22 protein-coding genes and 1 tRNA gene are annotated in these 24,886 nt (G+C 32.8%); 10 read left to right on the top strand and 13 right to left on the bottom strand.

The features are described from left to right. Nucleotides 1–60 precede the first annotated feature (60 nt). The 4 genes from M9Q43_RS11740 (at nt 61) to M9Q43_RS11725 (ending at nt 5,747) form a co-directional block, all read left to right on the top strand. Nucleotides 61–2,442, top strand: coding sequence for a TonB-dependent receptor (locus tag M9Q43_RS11740; RefSeq protein WP_262319082.1), 2,382 nt, complete (start codon nt 61–63; stop codon nt 2,440–2,442). An 11-nt stretch (nt 2,443–2,453) separates the two neighbouring features. Continuing rightward, complete coding sequence (locus M9Q43_RS11735; RefSeq protein ID WP_262319081.1) at nt 2,454–3,008, top strand: type 1 periplasmic binding fold superfamily protein; 555 nt, start codon at nt 2,454–2,456, stop codon at nt 3,006–3,008. Between the two features lie 108 nt (nt 3,009–3,116). Then, complete coding sequence (locus M9Q43_RS11730) at nt 3,117–5,219, top strand: prolyl oligopeptidase family serine peptidase (protein WP_262319080.1); 2,103 nt, start codon at nt 3,117–3,119, stop codon at nt 5,217–5,219. A 78-nt stretch (nt 5,220–5,297) separates the two neighbouring features. After that, complete coding sequence (locus M9Q43_RS11725) at nt 5,298–5,747, top strand: hypothetical protein (protein WP_262319079.1); 450 nt, start codon at nt 5,298–5,300, stop codon at nt 5,745–5,747. Here M9Q43_RS11725 and M9Q43_RS11720 read toward each other — a convergent pair. The 8 genes from M9Q43_RS11720 to M9Q43_RS11685 all read right to left on the bottom strand — a co-directional run bounded on the left by M9Q43_RS11720 (nt 5,740) and on the right by M9Q43_RS11685 (nt 12,187). Beyond that, the gene (locus tag M9Q43_RS11720; RefSeq protein ID WP_262319078.1) at nt 5,740–6,186 is read right to left on the bottom strand and encodes a hypothetical protein; all 447 of its coding nucleotides are present in this window, start codon (nt 6,184–6,186) and stop codon (nt 5,740–5,742) included. The two genes, M9Q43_RS11725 and M9Q43_RS11720, sit on opposite strands and share 8 nt — an antisense overlap. Nucleotides 6,187–6,264: 78 nt before the next feature. Then, complete coding sequence (locus tag M9Q43_RS11715; protein WP_262319077.1) at nt 6,265–7,068, bottom strand: TIGR00266 family protein; 804 nt, start codon at nt 7,066–7,068, stop codon at nt 6,265–6,267. 107 nt (nt 7,069–7,175) lie between these two features. Beyond that, nucleotides 7,176–7,496, bottom strand: a complete 321-nt coding sequence (locus M9Q43_RS11710) for a hypothetical protein (RefSeq protein WP_262319076.1) — start codon at nt 7,494–7,496, stop codon at nt 7,176–7,178. A 42-nt stretch (nt 7,497–7,538) separates the two neighbouring features. Then, nucleotides 7,539–8,363 carry an SDR family NAD(P)-dependent oxidoreductase gene (locus tag M9Q43_RS11705; RefSeq protein WP_262319075.1) on the bottom strand — a complete coding sequence of 275 codons (825 nt, stop codon included), beginning with the start codon at nt 8,361–8,363 and terminating at the stop codon, nt 7,539–7,541. Between the two features lie 10 nt (nt 8,364–8,373). Next, nucleotides 8,374–9,114: a monofunctional biosynthetic peptidoglycan transglycosylase gene (gene mtgA / locus M9Q43_RS11700; RefSeq protein WP_262319074.1), complete on the bottom strand. Its 741-nt coding sequence runs from the start codon at nt 9,112–9,114 to the stop codon at nt 8,374–8,376. Nucleotides 9,115–9,117: 3 nt separating this feature from the next. Further along, nucleotides 9,118–10,230, bottom strand: a complete 1,113-nt coding sequence (locus M9Q43_RS11695) for an NAD(P)/FAD-dependent oxidoreductase (protein WP_262319073.1) — start codon at nt 10,228–10,230, stop codon at nt 9,118–9,120. Further along, nucleotides 10,230–10,922, bottom strand: a complete 693-nt coding sequence (locus M9Q43_RS11690) for a DedA family protein (RefSeq protein ID WP_262319072.1) — start codon at nt 10,920–10,922, stop codon at nt 10,230–10,232. Before M9Q43_RS11690 ends, M9Q43_RS11695 begins: the two co-directional genes overlap by 1 nt. Before the next feature lie 2 nt (nt 10,923–10,924). After that, complete coding sequence (locus tag M9Q43_RS11685) at nt 10,925–12,187, bottom strand: dicarboxylate/amino acid:cation symporter (protein WP_262319071.1); 1,263 nt, start codon at nt 12,185–12,187, stop codon at nt 10,925–10,927. An 85-nt stretch (nt 12,188–12,272) separates the two neighbouring features. On the opposite strand from M9Q43_RS11685, the gene M9Q43_RS11680 reads away from it, so the two are divergent. Next, nucleotides 12,273–14,174, top strand: a complete 1,902-nt coding sequence (locus tag M9Q43_RS11680) for a S9 family peptidase (RefSeq protein WP_262319070.1) — start codon at nt 12,273–12,275, stop codon at nt 14,172–14,174. Nucleotides 14,175–14,245: 71 nt separating this feature from the next. Then, the gene (locus M9Q43_RS11675) at nt 14,246–14,761 is read left to right on the top strand and encodes a hypothetical protein (RefSeq protein WP_316044638.1); all 516 of its coding nucleotides are present in this window, start codon (nt 14,246–14,248) and stop codon (nt 14,759–14,761) included. On the opposite strand, the gene M9Q43_RS11670 is transcribed toward M9Q43_RS11675, so the two are convergent. Together M9Q43_RS11670 and M9Q43_RS11665 are read right to left on the bottom strand one after the other, a co-directional pair. After that, complete coding sequence (locus tag M9Q43_RS11670; RefSeq protein WP_262319069.1) at nt 14,753–16,051, bottom strand: HTTM domain-containing protein; 1,299 nt, start codon at nt 16,049–16,051, stop codon at nt 14,753–14,755. The genes M9Q43_RS11675 and M9Q43_RS11670 overlap by 9 nt on opposite strands. After that, complete coding sequence (locus M9Q43_RS11665; protein ID WP_262319068.1) at nt 16,032–16,976, bottom strand: bifunctional riboflavin kinase/FAD synthetase; 945 nt, start codon at nt 16,974–16,976, stop codon at nt 16,032–16,034. Before M9Q43_RS11665 ends, M9Q43_RS11670 begins: the two co-directional genes overlap by 20 nt. A 133-nt stretch (nt 16,977–17,109) precedes the next feature. Between M9Q43_RS11665 and M9Q43_RS11660 the strand changes: the two genes are divergently transcribed. Beyond that, nucleotides 17,110–19,830, top strand: coding sequence for a zinc-dependent metalloprotease (locus M9Q43_RS11660; protein WP_262319067.1), 2,721 nt, complete (start codon nt 17,110–17,112; stop codon nt 19,828–19,830). A gap of 47 nt (nt 19,831–19,877) precedes the next feature. Here M9Q43_RS11660 and pth read toward each other — a convergent pair whose 3' ends face one another. The 3 genes from pth to M9Q43_RS11645 all read right to left on the bottom strand — a co-directional run bounded on the left by pth (nt 19,878) and on the right by M9Q43_RS11645 (nt 22,183). Continuing rightward, nucleotides 19,878–20,498, bottom strand: coding sequence for an aminoacyl-tRNA hydrolase (gene pth, locus M9Q43_RS11655; protein ID WP_262319066.1), 621 nt, complete (start codon nt 20,496–20,498; stop codon nt 19,878–19,880). A 91-nt stretch (nt 20,499–20,589) separates the two neighbouring features. Beyond that, nucleotides 20,590–21,192: a 50S ribosomal protein L25/general stress protein Ctc gene (locus tag M9Q43_RS11650; RefSeq protein ID WP_262319065.1), complete on the bottom strand. Its 603-nt coding sequence runs from the start codon at nt 21,190–21,192 to the stop codon at nt 20,590–20,592. Nucleotides 21,193–21,241: 49 nt separating this feature from the next. Beyond that, nucleotides 21,242–22,183, bottom strand: a complete 942-nt coding sequence (locus M9Q43_RS11645) for a ribose-phosphate pyrophosphokinase (protein WP_166236887.1) — start codon at nt 22,181–22,183, stop codon at nt 21,242–21,244. A gap of 166 nt (nt 22,184–22,349) precedes the next feature. Here M9Q43_RS11645 and M9Q43_RS11640 point away from each other — a divergent pair. The 3 genes from M9Q43_RS11640 (at nt 22,350) to M9Q43_RS11630 (ending at nt 24,862) form a co-directional block, all read left to right on the top strand. After that, nucleotides 22,350–22,429 (top strand) — tRNA-Leu (locus M9Q43_RS11640). A gap of 251 nt (nt 22,430–22,680) precedes the next feature. Continuing rightward, the gene (locus M9Q43_RS11635; RefSeq protein WP_262319064.1) at nt 22,681–23,937 is read left to right on the top strand and encodes a site-specific integrase; all 1,257 of its coding nucleotides are present in this window, start codon (nt 22,681–22,683) and stop codon (nt 23,935–23,937) included. Between the two features lie 85 nt (nt 23,938–24,022). Next, nucleotides 24,023–24,862, top strand: a complete 840-nt coding sequence (locus M9Q43_RS11630; protein ID WP_262319063.1) for an RteC domain-containing protein — start codon at nt 24,023–24,025, stop codon at nt 24,860–24,862. Nucleotides 24,863–24,886: the final 24 nt, after the last annotated feature.

Below are 24,886 nucleotides of genomic sequence, written 5' to 3'. Positions count from 1 at the left end.
ATATTTCGATATCATTACCAAAAATAATGATACGTTGTTGTTACATTTAAACTAAAAGAAATGCGATTCTTATCGATATTATTTTTCTTTTTGGTTGGCTTTTTCGGATATACTCAAGTTACGATTACTGGTGTTATTTCGGATGAAAATGGCTTACCACTGAGAGATGCTCACGTACACATTGCCAATAAAACTACTTCAACCGATGTAAACGGAACTTATGTTTTATCAGGCATTCCAAAAGGGAAACAGAAACTCTATATTTCGTTTATAGGCTATTATGCTATTGAGGAAACTATCGAAATTTCAACCGATTTAACTATCAATCGTCAATTGAAATTAGATGTTACCAAATTAGACGATATCACCATCCAACAACTTTCGAATTCAAAAAGCGAAAGTAGTAACGAACAAGTCTTGAAAAGTGCTACTATTGAAAAATTTAGCAATCAAACCTTGGGTGAAGCCTTGAAAGAAGTTTCTGGAGTTTCTATTTTAAAAACCGGAAGTACTATTGTTAAACCAGTAATTAATGGTTTGCATAGTAATCGTGTGCCAATTATCAATAATAATGTTCGATTAGAAGACCAACAGTGGGGAACCGAACACGCGCCTAATTTCGATATTAATGCTGCTGGAAAAATCACGGTGATTAAAGGCGCTTCGGCTTTGCAATATGGTGGTGATGCTATTGGCGGAATTGTTGTCATCGAACCTGAAGTGATTAAAAAAGACACTTTGGTTGGAAAAACAATTCTCAACTTAGCCTCTAACGGATTGGGCGGAAGCTTGAGCTCAAGTCTTCAAAAAGGAAATCGCTATGGTTGGAGTTGGAATGCTTTGGGAACTTTCAAATATTTAGGTGATAGAGAAACACCTGATTATGTGTTGTCCAATTCTGGAAATCGCGAACAAAATTTTTCGGGCGGCATTCGTTTTACCAAAGAAAAGTATAATTTCAATGCGATGTACAGTTTTTACAATGCGCAAATTGGAATCATCAAAGCATCTCATATTGGAAATGTAAACGATTTGTACAATTCCATCAACAACCAACAACCGAGCGTAATTGAACCTTTCACCTACTCGATTAATGCTCCAAAACAAGAAGTGCAACATCATTTAGCAAAAGTGAATTACCAAAGATGGCTTAGCGAAAACACTTCGATTGATTTTCAATATGCGTTCCAATTCAACAATCGTTTAGAATTTGACGTTAGGAGAAACGACGAAAATACTAACAAAGCTGCTTTGGATTTACAATTGGCAACGCATACTTTTTTAGCCGATTATAAAACGAATGTTGGAAATTGGCGATTGAAATTGGGTTTGAATTTAGGTTACCAAAATAACTTTGCGAATCCAAAAACAGGTGTTCGTCCACTAATTCCGAGTTATGAGAAATTGGATGCTGGCTTGTACGGAATTGCCGTTTATAAATTTGATAATGCGACTTCTTTAGAATCGGGAATTCGTTATGATTTTTCGACTATTGAAGCAACAAAATATTATTTGAAATCAAGATGGACAGAACGTGGTTATGATGCCGAATTTTCACATTTTATTGTGGGCGAAGAAGGCAATCAATGGTTAACCAAACCTACTTTTGATTATCATAATTTTACAGCAAACATTGGGTTTAGAAAGCAATTTCATCATGAAATGGAATGGTTAATAAATGTGAGTTTGGCTTCTCGAAATCCAAATCCGTCTGAATTATTTAGCGATGGATTACATCATTCAACTGGTCAAATTGAATTAGGTGATTTGCGCTTGGAAAAAGAGCAAGCCTATAAATTCAACACAACTTTTAAGAAAGATTGGAAATCGTTTCAAGTGCAACTTAATCCGTTTATTAATCGAATTTCAAATTTCATTTATTTGCAACCTATTGGTTTTGAAACTACTATTCGCGGGGCTTTTCCAGTTTGGGAATTCAAACAAACAGAAGCTTTGTTGACAGGTTTCGATGTCAATACCAAATGGAGTATTTCCAATCATTTTTCACACGAATTGGGATTGGCTTATGTAAACGGGCAAAATCTAAGTACTGACGAGTATTTAATCGATATGCCGCCGTTTGTCATCAACAATAAAATTCAATATAAAAATGAATCTTGGTTCAATTTCGTTAGCGAATTAAAAAGTGAAGTGGTTTTCAGACAAAATCAATTCCCGAATTACAATTTTGAAACCAATATTATTGTAAATGATGCACTAACACCGGTTTTGGTTGATATTAGTTCGCCACCAAAAGGCTATCATTTAATGCATTTTTACAGTGAAATGACGTTTAAAATCAATAAAAAAAACAGCTTAACCACTTCTTTCAGTGTACAAAACATTGGAAACACAACGTATCGAGATTACCTAAATCGTCAACGCTTTTTTGTAGACGAAATGGGTAGAAACATTCAAATTCAATTAAAATTTAATTATTAAAAAATCAAAACATGAAAAATTTAAAACTTATCGCGCTATTAGTAATTCCAGTAATATTTTCAACTTCTTGTTCTAACGATGATGCTCCTGTTAACGAGGAAGAAGTTATCACAACTGTAACAACAACGCTTGTTGGAGGTGGACAAACTATTACTTTAACTTCAAGAGATTTAGATGGTGACGGACCAAATGCACCAGTTATAACAGTTTCAGGAAATTTAACAGCAGGAACAACTTACACAGGTTCAACAACATTTTTAAATGAATTAGAAAGTCCGGCTGAAGATATTACAGTGGAAGTTGAAGAAGAAGGAGCTGATCATCAGGTTTTTTACCAACTTCCATCATCTATTGGAACCGTAACTTACACCGATACAGATGCTAATGGAAGACCAATAGGATTAAACTTCACTTTAATTACTGGAACTTCTGGCTCTACTGGAACTTTAACTGTAACCTTGAGACATTTACCAAATAAAACCGCTTCTGGAGTTTCGGGTGGTGACATCACAAATGCTGGTGGAAATACGGATGCAGCTGTTAGCTTTTCAGTTGCAGTAAACTAAAAACAAATCAAATTTGTTACAAAACGGCTGAAATTTCAGTCGTTTTTGTTTTTTAACAAATCTTTAAAACCCTTTTGAATATCTTTGTTATTCAACAATAAAATTTTTATGAAAAAAACAATAACAATATCGGCTATTGTTTGTACACTTTTTATGAACGCACAAACAAAAATCAATTATCCTGAAACAAAAAAAATCGACCACGTTGACACGTATTTTGGCGAAAAAATTAACGATCCATATCGTTGGCTAGAAGACGACCGAAGCGCAGAAACGGAAGCTTGGGTAAAAGCACAAAATGTGGTGACTTATGGTTATTTAGAGCAAATTCCATACAGAAGTCAACTTAAATCCAGAATGGAAAAATTATGGAACTACGAAAAAATTTCGGCTCCGTTCAAAGAAGGTGATTTTACGTATTACTATAAAAACAATGGGCTTCAAAATCAGTCGGTTTTATATCGAAAAGATAAAGCAGGTAAAGAAGAAATCTTTTTAGATCCAAATACATTCTCAAAAGATGGAACAACTTCATTAGGCGGATTAAATTTCAGCAAAGACGGAAGTTTAGTTGCTTATTCTATTTCAGAAGGTGGAAGCGATTGGAGAAAAGTAATTGTAATGGAAGCTAAAACTAAGAAAATCATCGGTGATACAATTGTAGACGTAAAATTCAGTGGCGTTTCTTGGTACAAAAACGAAGGTTTCTATTATTCAAGCTACGACAAACCTGTTGGAAGCGAATTATCGGCAAAAACAGACCAACATAAATTGTATTATCACAAATTAAATACGGCTCAAAAAACAGATAAATTGGTTTTTGGTGGCGATGTAAAAAGAAGATATGTTGGTGGTGGCGTTTCGGAAGATGAGAAATATCTATTTATTTCGGCAGCGAATTCAACTTCTGGAAACGAATTATACTATTTAGATTTATCAAAACCTGATGCTAAAATCGTAACGTTAATTGACAATTACGAAAACGATAATGATGTTTTAGACAACAAAGGCTCTAAAATTTATTTGGTAACGAATTACAAAGCACCAAACAAACGCGTGGTGACTTTTGATTTATCAAATCCAACCAAAGAAAATTGGAAAGATTGCATCGCTGAAACTGAAAATGTATTGTCGCCAAATACAGGAAGCGGTTATATTTTCGCAAGTTATATGAAAGATGCCGTTTCATTCATTAAACAATATGACTATAACGGAAAATTAGTTCGTGATATTCAATTGCCAGGTGTTGGAACCGCTGGTGGTTTTGGTGGAAAAGAAAAAGAAACTACTTTATATTTTTCGTTTACGAATTATGTAACGCCAGGAACCATCTACACTTTTGATCCAAAAACAGGAAAATCAGCAATCTATCAAAAACCAAAAGTTGATTTTAATTCTGCTGATTACGAATCAAAACAAGTGTTTTATACTTCAAAAGATGGCACAAAAGTTCCGATGATTATCACGTATAAAAAAGGAACTAAATTAAACGGACAAAACCCAACTGTTTTATACGGTTACGGCGGATTTAATGTGAGTTTAACTCCAGCTTTTAGTATTGCAAATGCGGTTTGGTTAGAAAACGGCGGAGTTTACGCTGTTGCGAATTTACGTGGTGGTGGAGAATATGGTAAAAAATGGCACGATGCTGGAACGCAATTGAAAAAACAAAACGTTTTTGATGATTTCATTGCCGCTGCTGAATATTTAATTAAAGAAAAATACACTTCTTCAGATTATTTAGCAATAAAAGGTGGTTCAAATGGAGGTTTATTAGTGGGTGCGGTGATGACACAACGCCCAGATTTAGTAAAAGTAGCGTTACCAGCGGTTGGTGTTTTAGATATGTTGCGTTATCATACATTTACCGCTGGAGCAGGTTGGGCTTACGATTATGGAACATCTGAACAAAGCAAAGAAATGTTTGAATACATTAAAGGATATTCACCAGTTCATAATGTAAAAGCAGGTGTAAAATACCCAGCTACCATGGTAACAACTGGAGATCATGATGACCGAGTAGTTCCTGCACACAGTTTCAAATTTGCTGCAGAATTACAAGATAAGCAAGCAGGAGACAATCCCGTTTTAATTCGTATTGATGTAAATGCGGGTCATGGAGCTGGAAAATCTGTAGCGGCGACCATTCAAGAAAATGTGGATATGCAAGTCTTTACACTTTACAATATGGGTGTTAAAGAATTAAAATAGAAAAGTTAAAAAACTGATAAAAGAGCCTTCGGGCTCTTTTTTTATGCAATAAAACTTCAAAAAACGGGTTTTCTATTTATGAGAATTCTAGTTTTTATATTCGTTTTAATTATTTCCATTGGATTGCAAAGTTGTAATTCAACCGTAAAAAGTGTGTATCGTGATGATTTTAGAAGTGCTTCAAAAACAGAAATCGAAAAAGTTCAGAAAGAAGCCAATGCAAAAAACAGTAACAAAAGTATTTTATTTCTGACTCAAGTGTACAAAGGAGAAAAAATCATCATTTCGCAAAACGGAAAAACGATTTACTCTGAATATCCCATCACTAATTTAAACAATAGAATTGCTTCTTATTTAAGTTTTAACAACCAACAAGATTTAGTAATTAAAGATATGAATTCTAAAAAAGAAATTTTAATTCCAACAAAAAAATCAAGCAAGCACAAATACATTTATGTAATGAAAAAAGTAACTAAAGGAAAATTTCAATTTATCATTACGTATAGTAATACACTTAGACCTATTTAATATTTTTGGCAATTGCCACATCACCATAAAATTGCATCAACACAAAAGCACCTATTAAGCTCGAAGCAACGCCTTCAAAAAATAAAACGCCACAATATTGTATGATATTAATTTTTCCAACAAAAAAGAAAGTATCCGATAATGTTGTTAAGTAACATTCTCCTCCTTTTATGTAGATGAAAGCAATTAAACCAACTATTCCCAGAAAAACGCCTAATATTCCGGTTATAAATCCTGAAAATAGATTTTCAAAATAATCCATTTTTCCTTTATCGTAATTATACTTAATGGTTCTATGAATTCCATATAAAACGATAAAAGCATTTAATGAGCGTAAATAATTCTTACTTGCCAATCCTAAAAAATCCATTAGTAGGAAAAACAACCCGATTCCTAAAAAGATTAGAAATGCATTTTGTAATACTGTTTTATTTTTCATGACTTTCAAAGTTTAGATTAATAAATTTACGCTTTTTAATCTAAACTATTGAAAATCAATACATAAAAATAAGTTAAATTAAAAACGGTTATCACCATCAAGCATTCTTCCTAAGCCACCAAGCAAACTTCCTTCTTCTCTACTGCTTCCTCCTGCTTTTGGTGCCGATGCAATAATTCTATCTGCTAAACGTGTAAATGGTAACGACTGAATGTAAACAATTCCAGGCCCACGAAGTGTTGCAAAGAAAACACCTTCTCCTCCAAAAATGGTGTTTTTAATTCCGCCTACAAATTCAATATCATAATCTACATCTTTTGTAAACCCAACTAAACAACCGGTATCAACACGAAGCAATTCACCTGATTGTAATTCTTTTCTAGCTAAAGTTCCGCCAGAATGTACGAAAGCCATTCCATCTCCTTCTATCTTTTGCATGATGAAACCTTCTCCACCAAATAAACCTGTTCCTAATTTTTTAGAAAATTCAATTCCAACAGAAACTCCTTTTGCGGCACATAAGAACGAATCTTTCTGACAAATGAATTTTCCACCAAATTGTTGCAAATCAATAGGCACAATTTTTCCTGGATATGGAGATGCAAAAGAAACTTTACGTTTTCCCATGTCTTGATTTTGGTAAGCGGTCATGAATAAACTTTCTCCAGTTAAAACTCGTTTTCCTGCTGAAAGTAATTTGCCGAAAATACCAGACTGTTGTTCTTGGCTTCCGTCTCCAAAAATAGTTTCCATTTTGATGCCGTTTTCCATCATCATGAAACTTCCAGCTTCGGCAACAACTACTTCTTGCGGATCTAATTCGATTTCAACATATTGCATTTCTTCACCATAAATATGGTAATCTATTTCGTGTGCTCTCATAATTTTTATTTTTATTAATTAGTCGAACAGACAAATAAAATGTTACTCTAAAAACAAAAAACCGAAAACAATTTTGCTTTCGGTTTTAACTTATAATTAGAAATGTCTTATTTCATCAACTCGGATAATTTTAATGTTTTTCCGCACATATCGGCTGTAATTTTAAAGATCACATCTCCTTTTTTACCTTCATTTGCCCAGCGAACTTCTTTACCAACATTACATCCAATACTCGTTTTAGAACCTTTATTCAAAGACACAAAACCAGTTCCGGTGTGGATGGAAATTTTGTCTTTGGAATCGTTTATAAGCGAGAAGCTTTCTCCAACAACAACTTCTGTACCTAACGTTTTTCCTAAAATTACTTTTTCTACTGTTCCAAAAGCGGTTAACATTACAAAGCTTAAAGCTAAAATGGCTAATTTCATAGTATTACGTTTTAAATTATTAATTACTTGTTGATTTAAAAATTAAAAATGTCCTAAAACCGATTTTCGAATTAACGAATTAAATAATTTATATCCTAATAAACGTCTAATAAAACTCATAAAATTAGCATCAAACCCAATGGTGTATCGTTTGAAATTTTTCTTTGGATTTTCAGCTATATGGAATAAAGTTTTAGTGATTATTGGTGTTAGATTGATGTTCTTTTTTGTTTTTTTATGTAAAATCGCGGTCACTTTATCCATTAATTTATTATAGGAATCAATCCGAGTAGCATTACATTTTGTAACATTAGCCTGAAAAGAGGTAGGTGCATTTCCAAATTGAACAGTACTAACACTAATATTAAAATCTAAAAGTTCATACGCCATACATTCCGAAAAACTTTCAACCGCTTGTTTTGTGGAGTGATAAAAACCCCCTAACGGTAAATTAACCAAACCTGCAATCGAAGAAATAGTAATGAATTGACCGAAATTTTGTTTTCTAAAAACAGGTGTAAAAGCTCTACACACTTTAACAGCGCCCAACCAATTAACATTAACAATGTTATCAATTTTATTATCTTCAGACAACTCTACAAAACTTCTGTAACCTAAGCCGGCATTATTTAAAACAACATCAATTGTTTTGTGTTGGTTTAAAATCATATTTTTTGCTTTTGCAATACTTTCAGTTGATGTAACATCTAATTCATAACAAAACACATTTGGAGTTGTTGCTAAATCATCCGCCAAATCAATTGCAATCATAGTAGCTATAACTGTCCAATTATTTTTTGCAAAATACAACGTTGTTTCTTTGCCAATTCCGCTTGAAGCACCTGTGATTAATATTGTTTTTTTCAAATTTGTATTTTTAATAATCCAATTTCACGTAACCAATTTCTTTGCTAATTTTCCCTTTTCTACGATTGATGTAAGAAGAAGAATTTGAAGCTTTGTATTTTCTTGGATTTGGTAAAATTGCGGCTATTCCGGCAGCTTCATATCGTGTTAAACTGGCAGCATCTTTTCGAAACCAATGTTTTGCAGCTGCTTCTGCTCCGTAAACACCATCACCCATTTCTATACTATTCAAATAGACTTCCATGATGCGTTTTTTGCCCCAAATTAGTTCAATTAAAACCGTATAATATGCTTCTAAGCCTTTACGGACATAGCTTCTTCCCTGCCATAAGAAAACATTTTTTGCTGTTTGCTGCGAAATGGTGCTTCCGCCTTTGAGTCTTTTACCTTTAGAATTGTTTTTGTATGCTTTTTGCATCGCTTCAAAATCAAAACCCCAATGTTCTAAAAAACGACCATCTTCACTAGCAATTACAGCTTTTTGAAGATTTAAAGAAATTTCGTCTATTGGAACCCAATCATGACTACAAGTCATTTCTTTATTTTCTTTTTTATGCTCCAAAGCACGAATTCCCATTAATGGTGTAAACGGAACTGGAACAAATTTGAATAACAAAACAACTGAAAAACTGATGATGTTAAACCATAGAAAAAGCAACCAAAAGAAACGTAAAATCTTTTGACCTGTGGTTCTTTTTTTTGCAGGTTTTTTTGCTGAAGTCTTTTTACTTGGAGTAGTTTTTTTTGCCATATTTTAAACTAAATCTGCTAATTCTTGTCCGACTAAACTGCCAATCGCAACACCCATTCCACCCATGCGAACTCCGCAGTAGACATTATTTGAAAGTTGTTCTACGATTGGTTTTTTATGAGTTCCTACTCCCATTGTGCCGCTCCATCGATGTTCAATTTCGAACGCTTGATGAGGCAAAATTACTGTTTTTAATAACTCTTCCAATTTATTTTGAATCAATTCTGTGGTATCGTGTGAAGTTGTGGTTTCACCTGCAAAATCTAAATTTCTTCCGCCACCAAAAAGAATTCTATCGTTGATATTTCTAAAATAAAAATAGCCTTTATCTAAATGAAAAGTTCCTTTAATGTCTAAATTCGGAATCGGTTTTGTAATCAAAACTTGCGCTCTTGCCGGCTTAACTTGATTATTGGTCAATTGCGATGCAAAACCATTTGTGGTGTATAATAATTTATTGGTTTTGAATGTAATTCCATTCGTTTCAACCTCAACACCATCATTTAGTTCTTGAAAGCTTGTTACTGTTTGATTGTTTAAAATAAGGATGTCGTTTTGATATGCTTTTTTTAGCAACGCTTGCATCATATTCCCAGTGTCGATTTGCGCTTCAAATGGATTGAAAATCAAATTTTCGAAAATACCTCCAAAATTAAATCGATCTATTTCTTTCGAAAAAACATCCGTTTTAAAAAGCGGTTTGATAATATCATTAATGAACGGTATTTTTTGAATACATTCGTTATAAAACGATTCGTCTTCTTTCAAAAACAATTCATAACCACCATAAGGTTTTAAATCAATTACAGCATCTCCGAGATTTTTTCGAAGTAATTGTAACCCAGTGTATCGTTTTTGAATCAGTTGAATAACTTCTTCTTCTGTATGGGTTTTTAAATCGTCTATGATTTCCGAAATGCTTCCAAAGCAAGCAAAACCTGCATTTTTTGTACTCGCTCCTTGAGGTAAAATTCCTTTTTCGAGAATTAAAATTTTAGCAGCAGGAAATCGTTCGCGCAAAGCTAACGCGGTATGCAAACCAACAATTCCACTACCCACGATAGTAAAATCTACGTTTGAAAACCAATTTTTTATTTCCCAATAACTGAGTTGCATTATTCTTCGGTGTTTTCAGTATTTTTTCTTGCTTTAATTGCTTTCATAATCAATGGAAATGTAGTTACTGCAATTAAAATTAGAATGATTTTTTCGATGTGTTTCTTTAAATCGATGCCAAATTCTTCGTTAAAGAATCCGTACAAATAATGTCCAGCAAAAACCAAAAGAAACGACCATAAAAGCGAACTCAACACATTGTAAAACATAAATTTGCTTTTTTCCATGTGAACAATTCCTGCTATAATAGGAACGAATGTTCTAACAATCGGTAAAAAACGAGCAAAAATGATAGCTTTTCCACCATGTTTTTCAAAAAATGCTTGTGATTCGTATAAATACTTCTTTTTGAAAAAGAAACTATCTTCTTTATTATATAAAAATTGGCCACTTTTTGAACCAAACCAATAGCCAAAAATATTTCCTAAAGTTGCCGCTGTAGCAATTAATAAAGCTAAAATGGTAACATTAGACAAATCGCTTGGAATCATGAAAAAAGTTTCTACCAATTCACGACTGTAAATTCCTGACAAAAACAAAAGACTGTCGCCAGGAAGAAAAAACCCAGCAAACAAACCTGTTTCAGCAAAAACAATGAACAATACCATGTAAATCCCAATAGGAATTCCACCTACTTCCATGGTGATGTAGAATTCAGGATTAAAAAGTTTGGTCCAGTGAAAATCGTTCATAACTATGCCAATTTATTAACAGATTTAGCTACAATCATAGAAACTGCAGCATCACCTGTAACATTTACAGTAGTTCTACACATATCTAAAGGTCGATCGATGGCGAAAATTAAAGCTAAACCTGCTTCAGGAATTCCAGCTTGTGCTAACACAATTACCAACATTACCATTCCGGCACCAGGAACAGCAGCACTTCCGATAGAAGCTAAAGTTGCGGTTACAATAATTCCTAATTGAGTAGCTAAAGATAAATCCATACCAAAAGATTGTGCAATAAAAACAGCTGCAACCGCTTGATATAAACTGGTTCCATCCATATTAATTGTGGCACCAATAGGTAAAACAAAACTAGCTACTTCATCATCAACTCCTAAATTATCTACGGTTCTTTCCATAGTAACTGGTAAAGTTGCCGCACTTGAACTCGTTGAAAAAGCCAATAATTGAGCTGGAGAAATTCCATTGATAAAGAATTTTGGGCTTTTCTTAGCGAATACTTTAACCAAAAATAAATAGAAAGACATCACTAAAATTAATCCTATAATTACGGTTAAGCCATACATCCCAAGTGCTTTAAATAAATCTAAACTTGGTGATTCGGCTACAATAGCAGCTAGTAATGCAAAAACACCAATAGGCGAAAATAACATGATAATATCAATCATTTTCAAAATAATTTCATTGAAACTATCGAAAAAATCTTTAACGGGCTTAGATTTATCTTCAGGCAATAAAATCATAGCAATTCCAAAAATTACTGCAAAGAAAATTACCTGCAACATATTTCCGTTATCAGCAGAAGCTTTAATAATATTATCAGGAACAATATCAATCAATGATTGTAATGGTCCGACTTCACTTTGCTTATTTGCTGCTTCAATTTTTGAATTGGCATCAGCTGTATAACTTGAAACTAATTCGGTTCTAGTTTGTTCAGAGATAAAGCTTCCAGGTTTAATAATATTAACAATTACTAATCCAATAGAAACCGCAATAACCGTTGTTAAAACATATAAACCAATAGTTCTTCCTCCCATTTTAGATAATTTCGAAATGTCTTTTAAGTCGGAAATTCCTTTAATTAATGAAGCTAAAATCAAGGGAACAGCAATCAATTTTAATAAATTAATAAAAATGGTTCCGAATGGTTTTACCCAATCAACAATAAAGTCTTTTCCCCATGTAAATTGAATCAATATAAAAGCGAATAAAACTCCAAAAACCATTCCAAGTAATATTTGCCAGTGTAGTGCTAATTTTTTCATTATCAAGTTTGCTTTTAAGATTGTGAAAATAGGGATATTTTTTGAAAAAATTGCTACATTTAGCTTCGTTTTAAAAATAACAGATATGAAAAATTACATTTTTCTCATTTTCAGCATGATAAGTATGAGTACATTAGCACAGCAAAATCTAACTCCAGAAACCTTATGGCAATTAGGAAGAGTAACACCATTAGGAATTTCAAAAGATGGAAAACTTTTAGTTTACAAAGTGGGAACTCCTTCTATAGAAGAAAATAAAATAAACTCAAAATATTATACAATTCCAGTTCAAGGTGGTACTGCCACTTTGGTGGAAGATTACAAATCGTTATTAGCTGACAAAAATGTTTCTCCTGATGGAAAAAACTTATTGTTTTCGAAAGAAATAAAAGTAGAAAAATTATTAGGCAAAGACCTTTATCCAGAACTATCAAAAACTACGGCTCAAGTTTATACTGGTTTAGATTACCGTCATTGGGACACTTGGAACGATGGAACACACAACCACGTTTTCTATTCGGAAAATAAAAAAGATGCTGTTGGAATTGACATTATGCCAAACGAACCGTTTGATGCACCTCAAAAACCTTTTGGTGGTGATGAAGATTACATTTGGTCTCCTGATGGAACAAAAATCATCTATGTTTGCAAAAAGAAAGCCGGAACTGCTTATGCAACCAGCACCAACACCGATTTATACGAATACGATTTAGCTACAAAAACCACAAAAAATCTTACCGAAAGTAATTTAGGTTACGATACGCATCCTATTTTTTCTCCTAAAGGCGATTTGTCTTGGCTACAAATGAAACGCGATGGTTTTGAAGCGGACAAAAACGACATTATTGTTCGTCACAAAGGTCAAGATTTAAATATCACTTCAAATTGGGACGGAACAGTTGACAGTTTTTCTTGGAGTAAAGATGGAAAAAGAGTGTATTTCATTGCACCGATAAAAGGAACAAAACAATTATTTTTTATTGAATTTCAAGGATATAAAAAGATTTCATTTGAGGTAAATCAAATTACTGATGGTGATTTTGATGTAAATGCGATTATTGGTTTTTCAGGAACTTCTGTTTTAGTAACTAGAAACGATATGAATCACGCACCAGAAGTATATTCGTATGATTTAGTTAAGAAAACTTGGAAACAAATTACCAAAGTTAATGATAACGCTTACGCTAAAATCAGTTCTTGTAAAACAGAAAAACGTTGGGTTACAACTACCGATGGTAAAAAAATGTTGGTTTGGGTAATTTTACCACCAAACTTTGATAAAACTAAAAAATATCCAGCACTTTTATACTGCCAAGGTGGACCACAAAGTGCGTTGACACAATCGTATTCTTTCCGTTGGAATTTCCAATTAATGGCTTCGCAAGGCTATGTAATTGTGGCACCAAATCGTAGAGGAATGCCAGGACACGGAACCGCTTGGAACGAACAAATTTCAGGCGATTGGGGCGGACAAGTTATGGATGATTACTTAGCTGCAATTGATGATGTAGCAAAAGAATCATACGTAGACAAAACACGTTTAGGTGCTGTGGGTGCGAGTTACGGTGGATATTCTGTGTTTCAGTTAGCTGGAATTCACAAAAATCGTTTCAAAACATTCATTTCGCACTGTGGTATTTTCAATACAGAAAGTATGTACGGAACTACGGAAGAAGTTTTCTTTACGAATTGGGATTCTGGTGGCGCGTATTGGGAAAAAGATAATGCTACAGCACAAAAAACCTATAACGAATTCAATCCAATTAAGTTAATCAACAATTGGAATACTCCGATTTTAATTATTCAAGGTGGAAAAGATTACCGTGTGCCAATTGGACAAGGACAAGAAGCTTTTCAAGCCGCACAATTAAAAGGAATCAAAAGTAAATTCTTATTGTTCCCAGATGAAAACCATTGGGTACTAAAACCTCAAAATGCTTTAGTTTGGCAAAGAGAATTTTTTGGTTGGTTGAAAGAAACACTTTAAAAGTTCAAGGGCAAGAGCAAGTTCAATTTTCAAATTGTTCTTGCTCTTGAATTTGATTTTTAACCTTGAAAATGATGCAATTCCAAGACATAGAACTCACCATTAAAACCTTTTATAAGCACAACTTAACAAAGGAGGCAGCGCTATGGCTTTTAAAAGTATATAAATTAGAACATCCTAATTTTGCTGGTTTTGAATTTAGAGAAGCTGCAAAACCCGATTTTATTTTAATGACTGCCGAAGGAGAAATTGGAGGTAAACAAATCATACGCATTCCAGAAAATACGTTTGAATTCCCATTGGTTTTGATGTTGAATTTATTGGCTCATGAAATGATGCATGTAAAACAAAAAGCACCAGAAGTTGCCATGCAAGACAAAAACGAGCGCGAATGGCAAGCGTATTACGAAATGTTATTTCACAAAGAATTTCCTTTGATACCAAAAGCATCTACTTATCATCAAAAGTTTTTTGCAGAAAAAGCGATGGTGTATTACGACCGTTCTGAAAAGGAAGCCAATCCGTTGCGATTAAAATATGAAGAACAAAAACGTGAAATTGAAGAATTGATTAAAAATTTAGTGTAATAAAACCCATTCGTTGTGCCAAAAATAATTCCATTTGGCCTTTGCAAAATCTTGTTTTGGATCAATTAGTGTTTTGAATTCGCCGTTATTGATGTTGTTTTTACAGTCGATAAAAATACTGATATTTTTACCACTATATTCTTGTTTGATTCTTTGACAATATTGCCATATAAAATCGGGTTTTGAGGCTAAAGTGTTAGCTTGTTTAGGCGAAAGATTTTTATGGTAATCATATGAAGTAATTTCTCCTGTATCATTGTTTTTTATCTTGAAATTTATAAAACCATCTCTTTTTCGTAACATCATTCGCCAACTCAATCGATGTCCTTCTTCGGTCCACAGCACGTCTCCTTCAATTAAATGATGACGCAAAGGCAAAATGAACTGTATGAATAAAAAAGGAATTAAAAAATACAAAAAAATTCGTTTTCTAGAATAGTTGTAAGCTATAGGTTCTTCAATTGAAAGCTTGTTTTTAAAAAATAATTTTCTAATTTTTTCAGGAGGATAAAAGAATAGACTAAAACTCAATGCAAAAAATGGAAAAATTCCGATTTGTAGAAAAATAGCATTAAAAAGATGAAACGATAAGGAAGCGGCTAATGCAATTGTTCTTGTTTTTTTGAATAACAATAGAGGAACAATTAGTAAATCAAATAAAATTCCGGCATATGCTATGAAAAGATAAAAATACTTGTTTAAAAATATTTTCAAAAGAAATTCATTTGAAGTTGTACCGCTGAGTAAAAGTTTTGTAAATGTTCCATCAAGCCAATCGGGATAAAACTTTGCAATTGCCGCATAAAAATAAACAATAGTAACTTGAACAATGAAAAGCAAACTAATCCAATAAGGCATTGTGTTTTGTTTATGTATTCTTTGCTGTTTAACATCAAGGGAAGCATATTGATTAGCAGGAAGAAAAATCATATAAAAACTAATAATCAGTAACAAATAATAATGATTATTGTATGATGTTTTTTGCATAAAATATACGCCAGCCCATAAAATGGTATATCCAATTATTGCAACTCTGTAACGATAACCCAACATAATTGCAATTCCAAATAATCCCATAATTATGAAATAAAAATACATTCCATAACCAGGTAAAGGTTGCAACCATTCAAGACCAATAAATGAAAAGGTGAATTTAGGTTCAATCAAAACTCTTTTAACCCAACCTGTGATAATTGCACCAAAACTTTCGCACGAGATTAAAAATCCGAAAAAAATCCGAAAAACTATTAGAGGAGAATTGTCTATGTTTTTAAAAAAGAGTTGATTCATATTCGGTTAAAAATTGCATCGAAAATTCTTTATCTTTGTCAAGTTGAGCTTTCAAAGCTAGTAACGATTCGAATTTTTGTTCTTCTCGAATGTACTCGATTACAGAAATATTGATTTCTTTTGAGTAAATATCGGAATTAAAATTAAAAAAATGAATTTCTATGGTTTGCTCATTTTCTCCAAGCGTTGGATTTGTTCCAATATTCATCATTCCATAAAAAACAACTTCATCTATTTTACTCGAAACAATATAAACTCCATTTTTTGGAATTAACTTGTAGTTTTCAGCAATCTGAATGTTTGCTGTCGGATAACCAATTGCTCTTCCGTTTTTTTTGCCCTCAACAACTTTTCCATTAAAAGAGTACTTGTATCCTAAATAATTGTTTGCGGTTTTTACATCTCCTTCTAATAGCGCTTTTCTAATTTTTGTTGAACTTATTGAAATATCATCAATTTCTTTGGCAGAAATTTGCTCCACTTCAAAGTTATATTTAATACCAAAGTTAACCAAATCATGAATATTTGCACTTCTATTGATGCCAAATCGGTGGTCGTAACCAATAATTATCTTGTGAATATTTAATTTTTCAACCAAAATTGTTTTTACAAAATCTTCGGCAGTTAATTTTGAGAAAGTTTCATCAAACGGATGAATTATTAAAGTGTCGATTCCGAAATTTGCCAATAAACTAGTTTTTTCTTCAATAGTATTGAGTAATTTAATACTCATATCTTGATTTAAAACCATTCTTGGATGTGGAAAAAAGGTAAGCACAACAGATTCATAATAACCATGATGTGTTGCTTTTTTTAATTTATCTAAAATAGATTGATGTCCAATATGGACTCCGTCAAAAGTTCCTAAGGTAAGAATGGTTTTCTTTTGTGAAGAAAAATTAAAAATTGAATTGTATGTTTTCAAAATTAAATATATAATGTCTACAAAGATAAATTCTATAATCTTAAAACTAAGAAAGTTTATAAAAAAAATAACAATGTTTCGAATTTCATATTTTTTTAATAAGTTTGTATATTAATCAATAATTTAACCAAAAATGAAAAAAACTTTACTACTAATTGTTTTTACTTTTTTGTCGATTAGTTTTGGCTATTCACAAACAGATAAAGCATGGAAGACCTTCAATGGGGGTGATGTTAAAGTAGCATTAACCGCAGAAAGACAATCTTTTCCACAAGATTACACTTTAATGCAATTAGACTTAGCTGCTTTAAAACAAGTATTAAACACTGCAACAGATAGATTTGCAGAAAATAAAACAAGTGCAATTATTTCCCTTCCTAATTCTGAAGGAAAATTAGAGCGTTTTCGTGTTTATGAAGCTTCAAATTTTGATCCAGCTTTGCAAGCTCAATTTCCAGAAATCCGTTCTTATGTTGGTCAAGGAATAGATGATAAATATGCAAGACTTAGATTATCAATAAATCCGAGAGGTATTAACACAATGATATCTAGAGCTGACAGACCTACAGAATACATGGAGCCATATTCGTTAGATGGAAAAATACATGCAGTTTATAGCTCTGAAAGAGTAAAAGGTAAAATTCCTTTTACTTGTTCAACACCTGTTGATGAATCTTTAATTAATGATTTAACAGATAAAGCAAGCAGTGTATCTCGCTCAAGTACAGGACAGTTATTAAACTTTAGATTAGCAATGTCAGTTACTCCAGAATACACTACTTATCACCACACTGCTTTAGCATTAGCAACTCCTAAAACAAGTGCATTATCAGCAATCAACACTACTTTAACTCGTGTTAATGGTGTGTTTGAAACTGATTTTGCAATACATATGAATTTAATTAACAACATGACTATTATTTATGATGGTTCCGTTGCAGATCCATATGGAGCAACAGACGCTAATTATAATAGTGAATTAGCTAACACATTAAATACGGTTGTTGGTAATGCAAATTATGATGTAGGGCATTTAATGGGTAATGTGGGAAATAACGGTAATGCGGGATGTATTGGTTGTGTATGTAGTAATGTAATAACAGATGTTGACGGAGATGGAATTGCACCAGACATTTACAAAGGGAGTGGTTACACTACAAGTACTGCACCAGTAGGAGATGCTTTTGATATTGATTTTGTGGCTCATGAAATTGGACATCAATTTGGAGCAAATCACACATTTTCTTTTAGTGATGAAGGAGCTGGTGTTAATAAAGAAGTAGGTTCAGGTGTAACCGTTATGGGATATGCGGGTATCACCCCATATGACACACATTTACATTCTATCGATGTATTTCACTCAGCGAGTATTGCTCAAGTTCAGGCAAATATGGCAACAAAATCTTGTCAAACTACAGTTGCAATTTCACATTCGGCTCCAGTTGTAAATGCTGGTGCAGATTGGACAATACCTAGAAGCACACCGTTTATGTTAACTGGTTCTGCAACAGATGCAGGTGGAGCTGGGGCCATAACCTACACTTGGGAGCAAAATGACAATGTAGCAGGAAATATTGATGCTGCAAGTGCAGCTTCAGCAACTAAAGCTTCAGGACCAAACTGGGTTAACTACCAAGATTCAGCAAGTCCAATTAGATATTTTCCAACAATGTCCTCAATTTTAGCTGGAAGTACAACTACTGCAGGTTTAGATGTAACTGCAGAAGCATTAAGCTCTGTTAATAGAACATTAAACTTTAGATTAACTGCTAGAGACAATGTCTTAGGGCAAGGTCAAACAAACTTTGACAACATGGTTGTTACAGTTGCAAACAAAACAGCATTAACAGTAACTATGGCTGCTGGTACTAGCTACCCTGTTGGAACAACTCAGACTGTTGTATGGACTGGAGCAACAGGAGCAAGTGGACATCAAACTATTGCAGGAGGAGCAAATGTTGACATCTCTTTTTCTGCTGATAATGGAGCAACTTGGACATTATTATTAGCTGGAACTCCAAATGATGGAAGTCAAGCTGTTACTTTACCAGCTGGTGTAGCTGCACCATATTGTAGATTTATGGTAAAAGCAAGTGCAAATATTTTCTTTAATATTTCACCTGTTTTTGCAGTTGGCTATACAGTTACTACAGCATGTAACAATTACACAATGAATACTGGATTTACTATACCAGATGGAGCAACTAGTTTTACAGTAAGCTCTATAAATGTACCAACAACAGCTAATATTACAGATGTTAATTTGGCAGTTAATTTAACACACACATGGGTTTCAGATTTAATAATCATACTTCAAGGACCAATGGCTACAACAACACAATCAACAGTATTCAATAGATCTTGCGGTAGTAATGATAATATTAATGCTACATTCAATGATCAAGGAGCAGCAATCGTTTGCGCTACAACTATTACTGGAAATGTTGTGCCAGCCACACCTTTAAATGTATTTAATTCATTGAATCCTAATGGAAATTGGTTGATAGGAATCAGAGATGTGGCCGCTGACGACACAGGAAGTGTGGCATCATACACATTAACTGTATGTTCTGAAACTGCAACTTTAAGCACAGAATCATTTGGGTTAGATAACTTTGCAATATATCCAAATCCAAATAATGGTAATTTCAATATTCAGTTTAATTCAAACTCTGGAAATGAGATTTCAGTTGAAGTACACGATATGAGAGGAAGATCTATTTATAATAAATCTTATACAAATAATGGATTATTCAATGAATCTTTACAATTAAATAATGCTCAAGCTGGGGTTTATCTTGTAACTGTTCAAGATGGATCTAAAAAAGAAGTTAAGAAAATTGTTGTTCAATAAGCAATTATCTTTAAGACAAAAAAAGGGAAGCTAGATGCTTCCCTTTTTTATTTTCCATTAAATTCATTCATGGTATTATTTAATCCGGCTAAAGCAAACGATTTTATAATTTTTGAACTAATCTCAAGACGTTCTTTTAATTTTTCTTTTTCTTCTGTGTCCCATTCACCTAGAACGTAGTTGACTTGTTGCCCTTTTTTAAAGGAATCACTGATACCAAATCTAAAGCGTGGGTATTCCGTTGAGTTTAATAATAATTGGATGTTTTTAAGTCCGTTATGACCGCCATCACTTCCTTTGGTTTTAATTCGGATAGTTCCAAAAGATAAATTCAAATCATCGGTAATAACCAACATGTTTTCTTTTTCAATGTTTTCCTTCTCTAACCAATATTTTACCGCTTTACCACTTAAGTTCATGTAGGTATTTGGTTTCAGTAACAATATGGTTCTTCCTTTTATTTTTAGTTCGGCAACTTCACCCAATTTCACTGTTTGAAATGAAATCCCTTCCTGATTAGCAATGTAATCTAAAATTTTAAAACCGATATTGTGTCGTGTATTTGCGTATTCTGAGCCAATGTTTCCAAGCCCAACAATTAAGAATTTCTTCATTGGAATAGTATCTTCTTGTTTGTTTTTCTTAAATAAAGTTAAAAACCAATTCATGATGTAAAAGTAGTGCAAAGTTTAGAAAGTTGAAAACATAAAAAAAGCACCAGTAAAAACTGATGCTTCTTTTGTATAGTTTGTAAAGAAATTATTTTTTCTTTTTTGCTCCTTTTTCTGCTTTTGCAGCTTCTTGAGCAGCTTTCATTGCAGCACGAGAAATTCTTACTTGACAAACAACAGTGTTGTCTGGGTGCATTAATTTAAAATTGTTAGTTTCCAATTTAGTTACATACAATTTGTTACCCATTTGTAATTCAGAAATACTTGCTTCAACAAAGTCAGGTAAGTTTTTAGGTAAAGCTTTAACTTTTAAACGACGTTGGTTTAAACGTAAAACACCTCCTAATAATACACCTGGAGAAGTTCCTGTAATTTTAACTGGTACTTCCATGATGATTTCTTTATCGTCACTTAATTGGAAGAAGTCAATGTGTAAAATTTTGTCAGAAACTGGGTGAAACTGAATGTCTTGCATAATTACATTGTAAGACGTTCCGTTTAACTCAACTACAACTGTGTGTGCGTTTGGAGTGTAAACCAAATCTTTAAATGCTCTTTCGTCTGCAACAAAATGAACTGGCTGATTTCCTCCGTAGATAACGCAAGGAACCATTCCAGCATCACGTACGGCTTTAGTTGCCTTTTTACCTACGTTTTCTCTTTCTGATCCTTTAATCGTAATTGATTTCATTGTAAAATATATATAATTAATAAATACTTATTAAGTTGGTTGTTCTTGATTACATCAAAAATTTACCACTAATAGAGTTGTTGTTTTGTACCATGTGCATTACTTCTGCAAATAATGGAGCACAACTTACCACTCTTATTTTCTTTGATTCTTTTCGTAACGGAATTGAATCGGTAACAATTAATTCTAATAATTTAGAATTTTCTATTTTTTCATATGCCTCACCTGATAAAATTGGGTGTGTACAGATTGCTCTTACGCTTAATGCTCCTTTTTCCATCATAACATCAGCAGCTTTTGCTAATGTTCCTCCGGTGTCAATCATATCGTCAACTAAAATAACATTTCTGCCTTTTACGTCTCCGATTAGCTCCATTGTATCAATTACATTCGCTTTTTTTCTTTGCTTGTAACAAACCACAACATCAGATTCTAAAAATTTAGAATACGCATATGCTCTTTTAGAACCTCCCATGTCTGGAGATGCGATAGTTAAATTTTCTAAATTTAAACTTCTCACATAAGGCAAAAAGATTGTAGAAGCAAACAAATGATCTACTGGTTTTTCAAAGAAACCTTGAATTTGATCAGCATGTAAATCCATGGTCATAATTCGGGTTGCTCCGGCAGTTTCTAAAAGTTTTGCAACTAATTTTGCTCCAATTGGCACTCTTGGCTTGTCTTTTCTGTCTTGTCTTGCCCAACCAAAGTAAGGAATAACTGCGGTAATATGTCTAGCAGATGCTCTTTTTGCTGCATCTATCATCAATAATAATTCCATTAAATTGTCTGCACTTGGAAATGTAGAACAAACTAGGAAAACGCGCAATCCTCTTATTGATTCTTCAAAAGAAGGCTGAAATTCGCCATCACTATATTTAGAGAACGTAATCTTACCTAGCGGAACGCCATACTTTTCAGCAATTTGTTCGGCTAAATACACACTCTGAGAACATGCAAAAATTTTTGCTTCTGGTTCTTGATACAGCATGTTAATTTATTGTTTAGTAGTTAGTTAGTGTTGTGTCGTGTTAACGAGGTGCAAATTTAGAAATAAAATCGAACTCTGAAAGGATATTTTTAACTATTTTTTTATGAATTGCAGAAATATTTTTTACATTTGCACCCACTTAATGATACAAATATCATTTTCCATTGCCCGGATGGCGGAATTGGTAGACGCGCACGACTCAAACTCGTGTACTTAGGTGTGTGGGTTCGATTCCCACTCCGGGTACGATTTTAACTGCAAAATCATACAAAACCCCTTAAATCACACGATTTAAGGGGTTTTTTCATTTTCAATCCATCCAAATTGTTCGAGAAATAGCATTCGCAAGGTGTCCAATTAGGTGACCTATTTTGAAATTCAAAAAAGGGTCCCCTAAAATGACGAAAAGCCCAATAAAATAAGGCTGTTCAATCATTAAACATCTTGACTAAATATTAAAAAATTAGTAAATTATTTAATCAAAAGGTTACCAGACTATGAATGCAAAAATCTCTTCAACATTTATTTTGAAGTCCGCTAAAACGACTTCAAAAGGACTAATTCCAATTTACATGAGAGTTACTGTAGATGGAAAACGATTCGAAATTTCTACACAAAAACAAGTAGAAAAATCCAAATGGTCAACTGAAATGCGCAAAATGAAAGGAAATTCAGAAGAAGCTCGTTCAGTGAATGAATATCTAACATTGTTAAGCAACAAATTGTTTGAAGCTCAAAAACAACTACTTCTGGAGAATGAAGTAATCACATTTGAAACATTACGAAATAAATTATTTGGTAAAGAAGAAAAAGCAATCACCATTGTAAAGGTGTTTAAAGAACACAACGATAAAATGGATAAACTTATTGGAACTGAATATTCCTATAATACTTGGAAGAATTTCAAAACCACATTGTCTCATTTTGAAAAGTATCTTGTTGATAGTTATAATGTTTCTGATGTTCCTGTTAAGAAAATAGATTTTGCAATGATGACCGGATTTGATTTTTATCTTAGATCTACTTTGAAGTGTAACAACAATACGACTATTAAATATGTAAAAAGTGTCGGTAAGATTATAAATATTTGTATTGATAATGGTTGGATAGAAAAAGACCCCCTATCTAACTACAAAGCCAAACTCAAAGTTGTAGAGAGAGAATATTTAACCGAGCATGAAATTGAAAGTATGTTGAACAAACAATTCGTGGTGCCAAGATTAGAACTTGTAAGAGACATTTTTGTTTTCAGTTGTTTTACAGGTTTAGCCTATGTGGATGTGCAGCAACTTAAAAAGGAAAATATTAGCATTGGGATTGATGGTAGTAAATGGATTTTTAAAAATCGTCAAAAGACAGATATAGCTTCAAAAATTCCATTATTGCCAGTTGCGGAAATGATTATTGATAAATATTCTGATAATCCAGTTTGTTTGAACACAGGTAGTATTCTCCCTATTCTCTCTAACCAAAAAATGAATGCTTACTTAAAAGAAATTGCCGATGTATGCGGAATCAATAAAGAACTAACTTTCCACATAGCACGTCATACTTTTGCAACAACCGTAACATTGAGTAATGGTGTTCCAATCGAAACCGTAAGTAAAATGTTAGGACATACCAATCTAAAAACCACACAGCACTATGCCAAGATTTTAGACAAGAAAATTAGTGAGGATATGCTAATTTTGAAGGATAAATTAAAAAGTTTGCATAAACAGGAAAACATTGTAAATCAAAGCTTTACTTTATAGGAAAACTTTTATAGTTTTAACAAAATTCTTGCAATATTATTAATAGATTTTAGTTTAATTTGACAAACTAAAATCTATTTTTTTTATGATAACAGCTATAAAAAACAACTCCCTATTAGATTTTGAAAACGAATTAAGTTTAATCCTTAACACCTATTCCGATGAAATAGAAAAAGCAAAAAAGATTATTATTTTCATTGAAGACATTTTAAAGCAGTTAACAGACTGGCTTAAACATCATGTCTTCGAAACCATCCAAGAGGAAATCAAATTCTTCAAAGAAATTAAACCCAATATTGTAGCTAAACTTATTTTTTACAAAGAAATTCTTTCTTTAGTGGCATCTCTTCCATTAGACAAAAGCAAAAGGATAAAACACTTTGAGAAAAAGCTGGATGCAATCAACCATTTTTACAGGAAAAATAGAGAATTTATCAAATACATAAAAAGTCACTCAACTCATTTTGATGAATTGTATTTTTCTAGGAAAAAGTACAAAGACATATTTTTAAATGATTGTTCCGTGATTATTCATGATGCTAAATTATGTACATCACATGATTATTTGTTGGCTGAAGTAATTGCTTTCGAATTACTAGTATTACACATCGAAAATCGTATTGATAGTTTAAATCAATCATGTGCAATCTCCAACAATCAATTCAAATCCAATCTTCATTGGACAGCCAAAAAAGTAGATTTAATAGAACTCATATACGCCTTACACGAATCTAAAGTTTTCGATAACGGTCAAGCCGACATCAAAGAGATTACCCATGTTTTTGAAAAAGCCTTTCAAATCGATTTAGGCGATAACATCACTAGAAGCTTCATTGATATCAAAAACCGAAAATCGGATCAAACCCGATTTTTAAATCAATTGCAAGATGCATTGGAGACAAAAATCGAAAACGATTTAAGCTAAAAACAACTAATTTTCCTCAAAAAG

This window comes from Flavobacterium odoriferum, from assembly GCF_025499515.1.
In the GTDB taxonomy this organism is placed as follows: Bacteria; Bacteroidota; Bacteroidia; order Flavobacteriales; family Flavobacteriaceae; genus Flavobacterium; species Flavobacterium odoriferum.
This window is presented reverse-complemented; position numbering and strand designations above follow the sequence as displayed.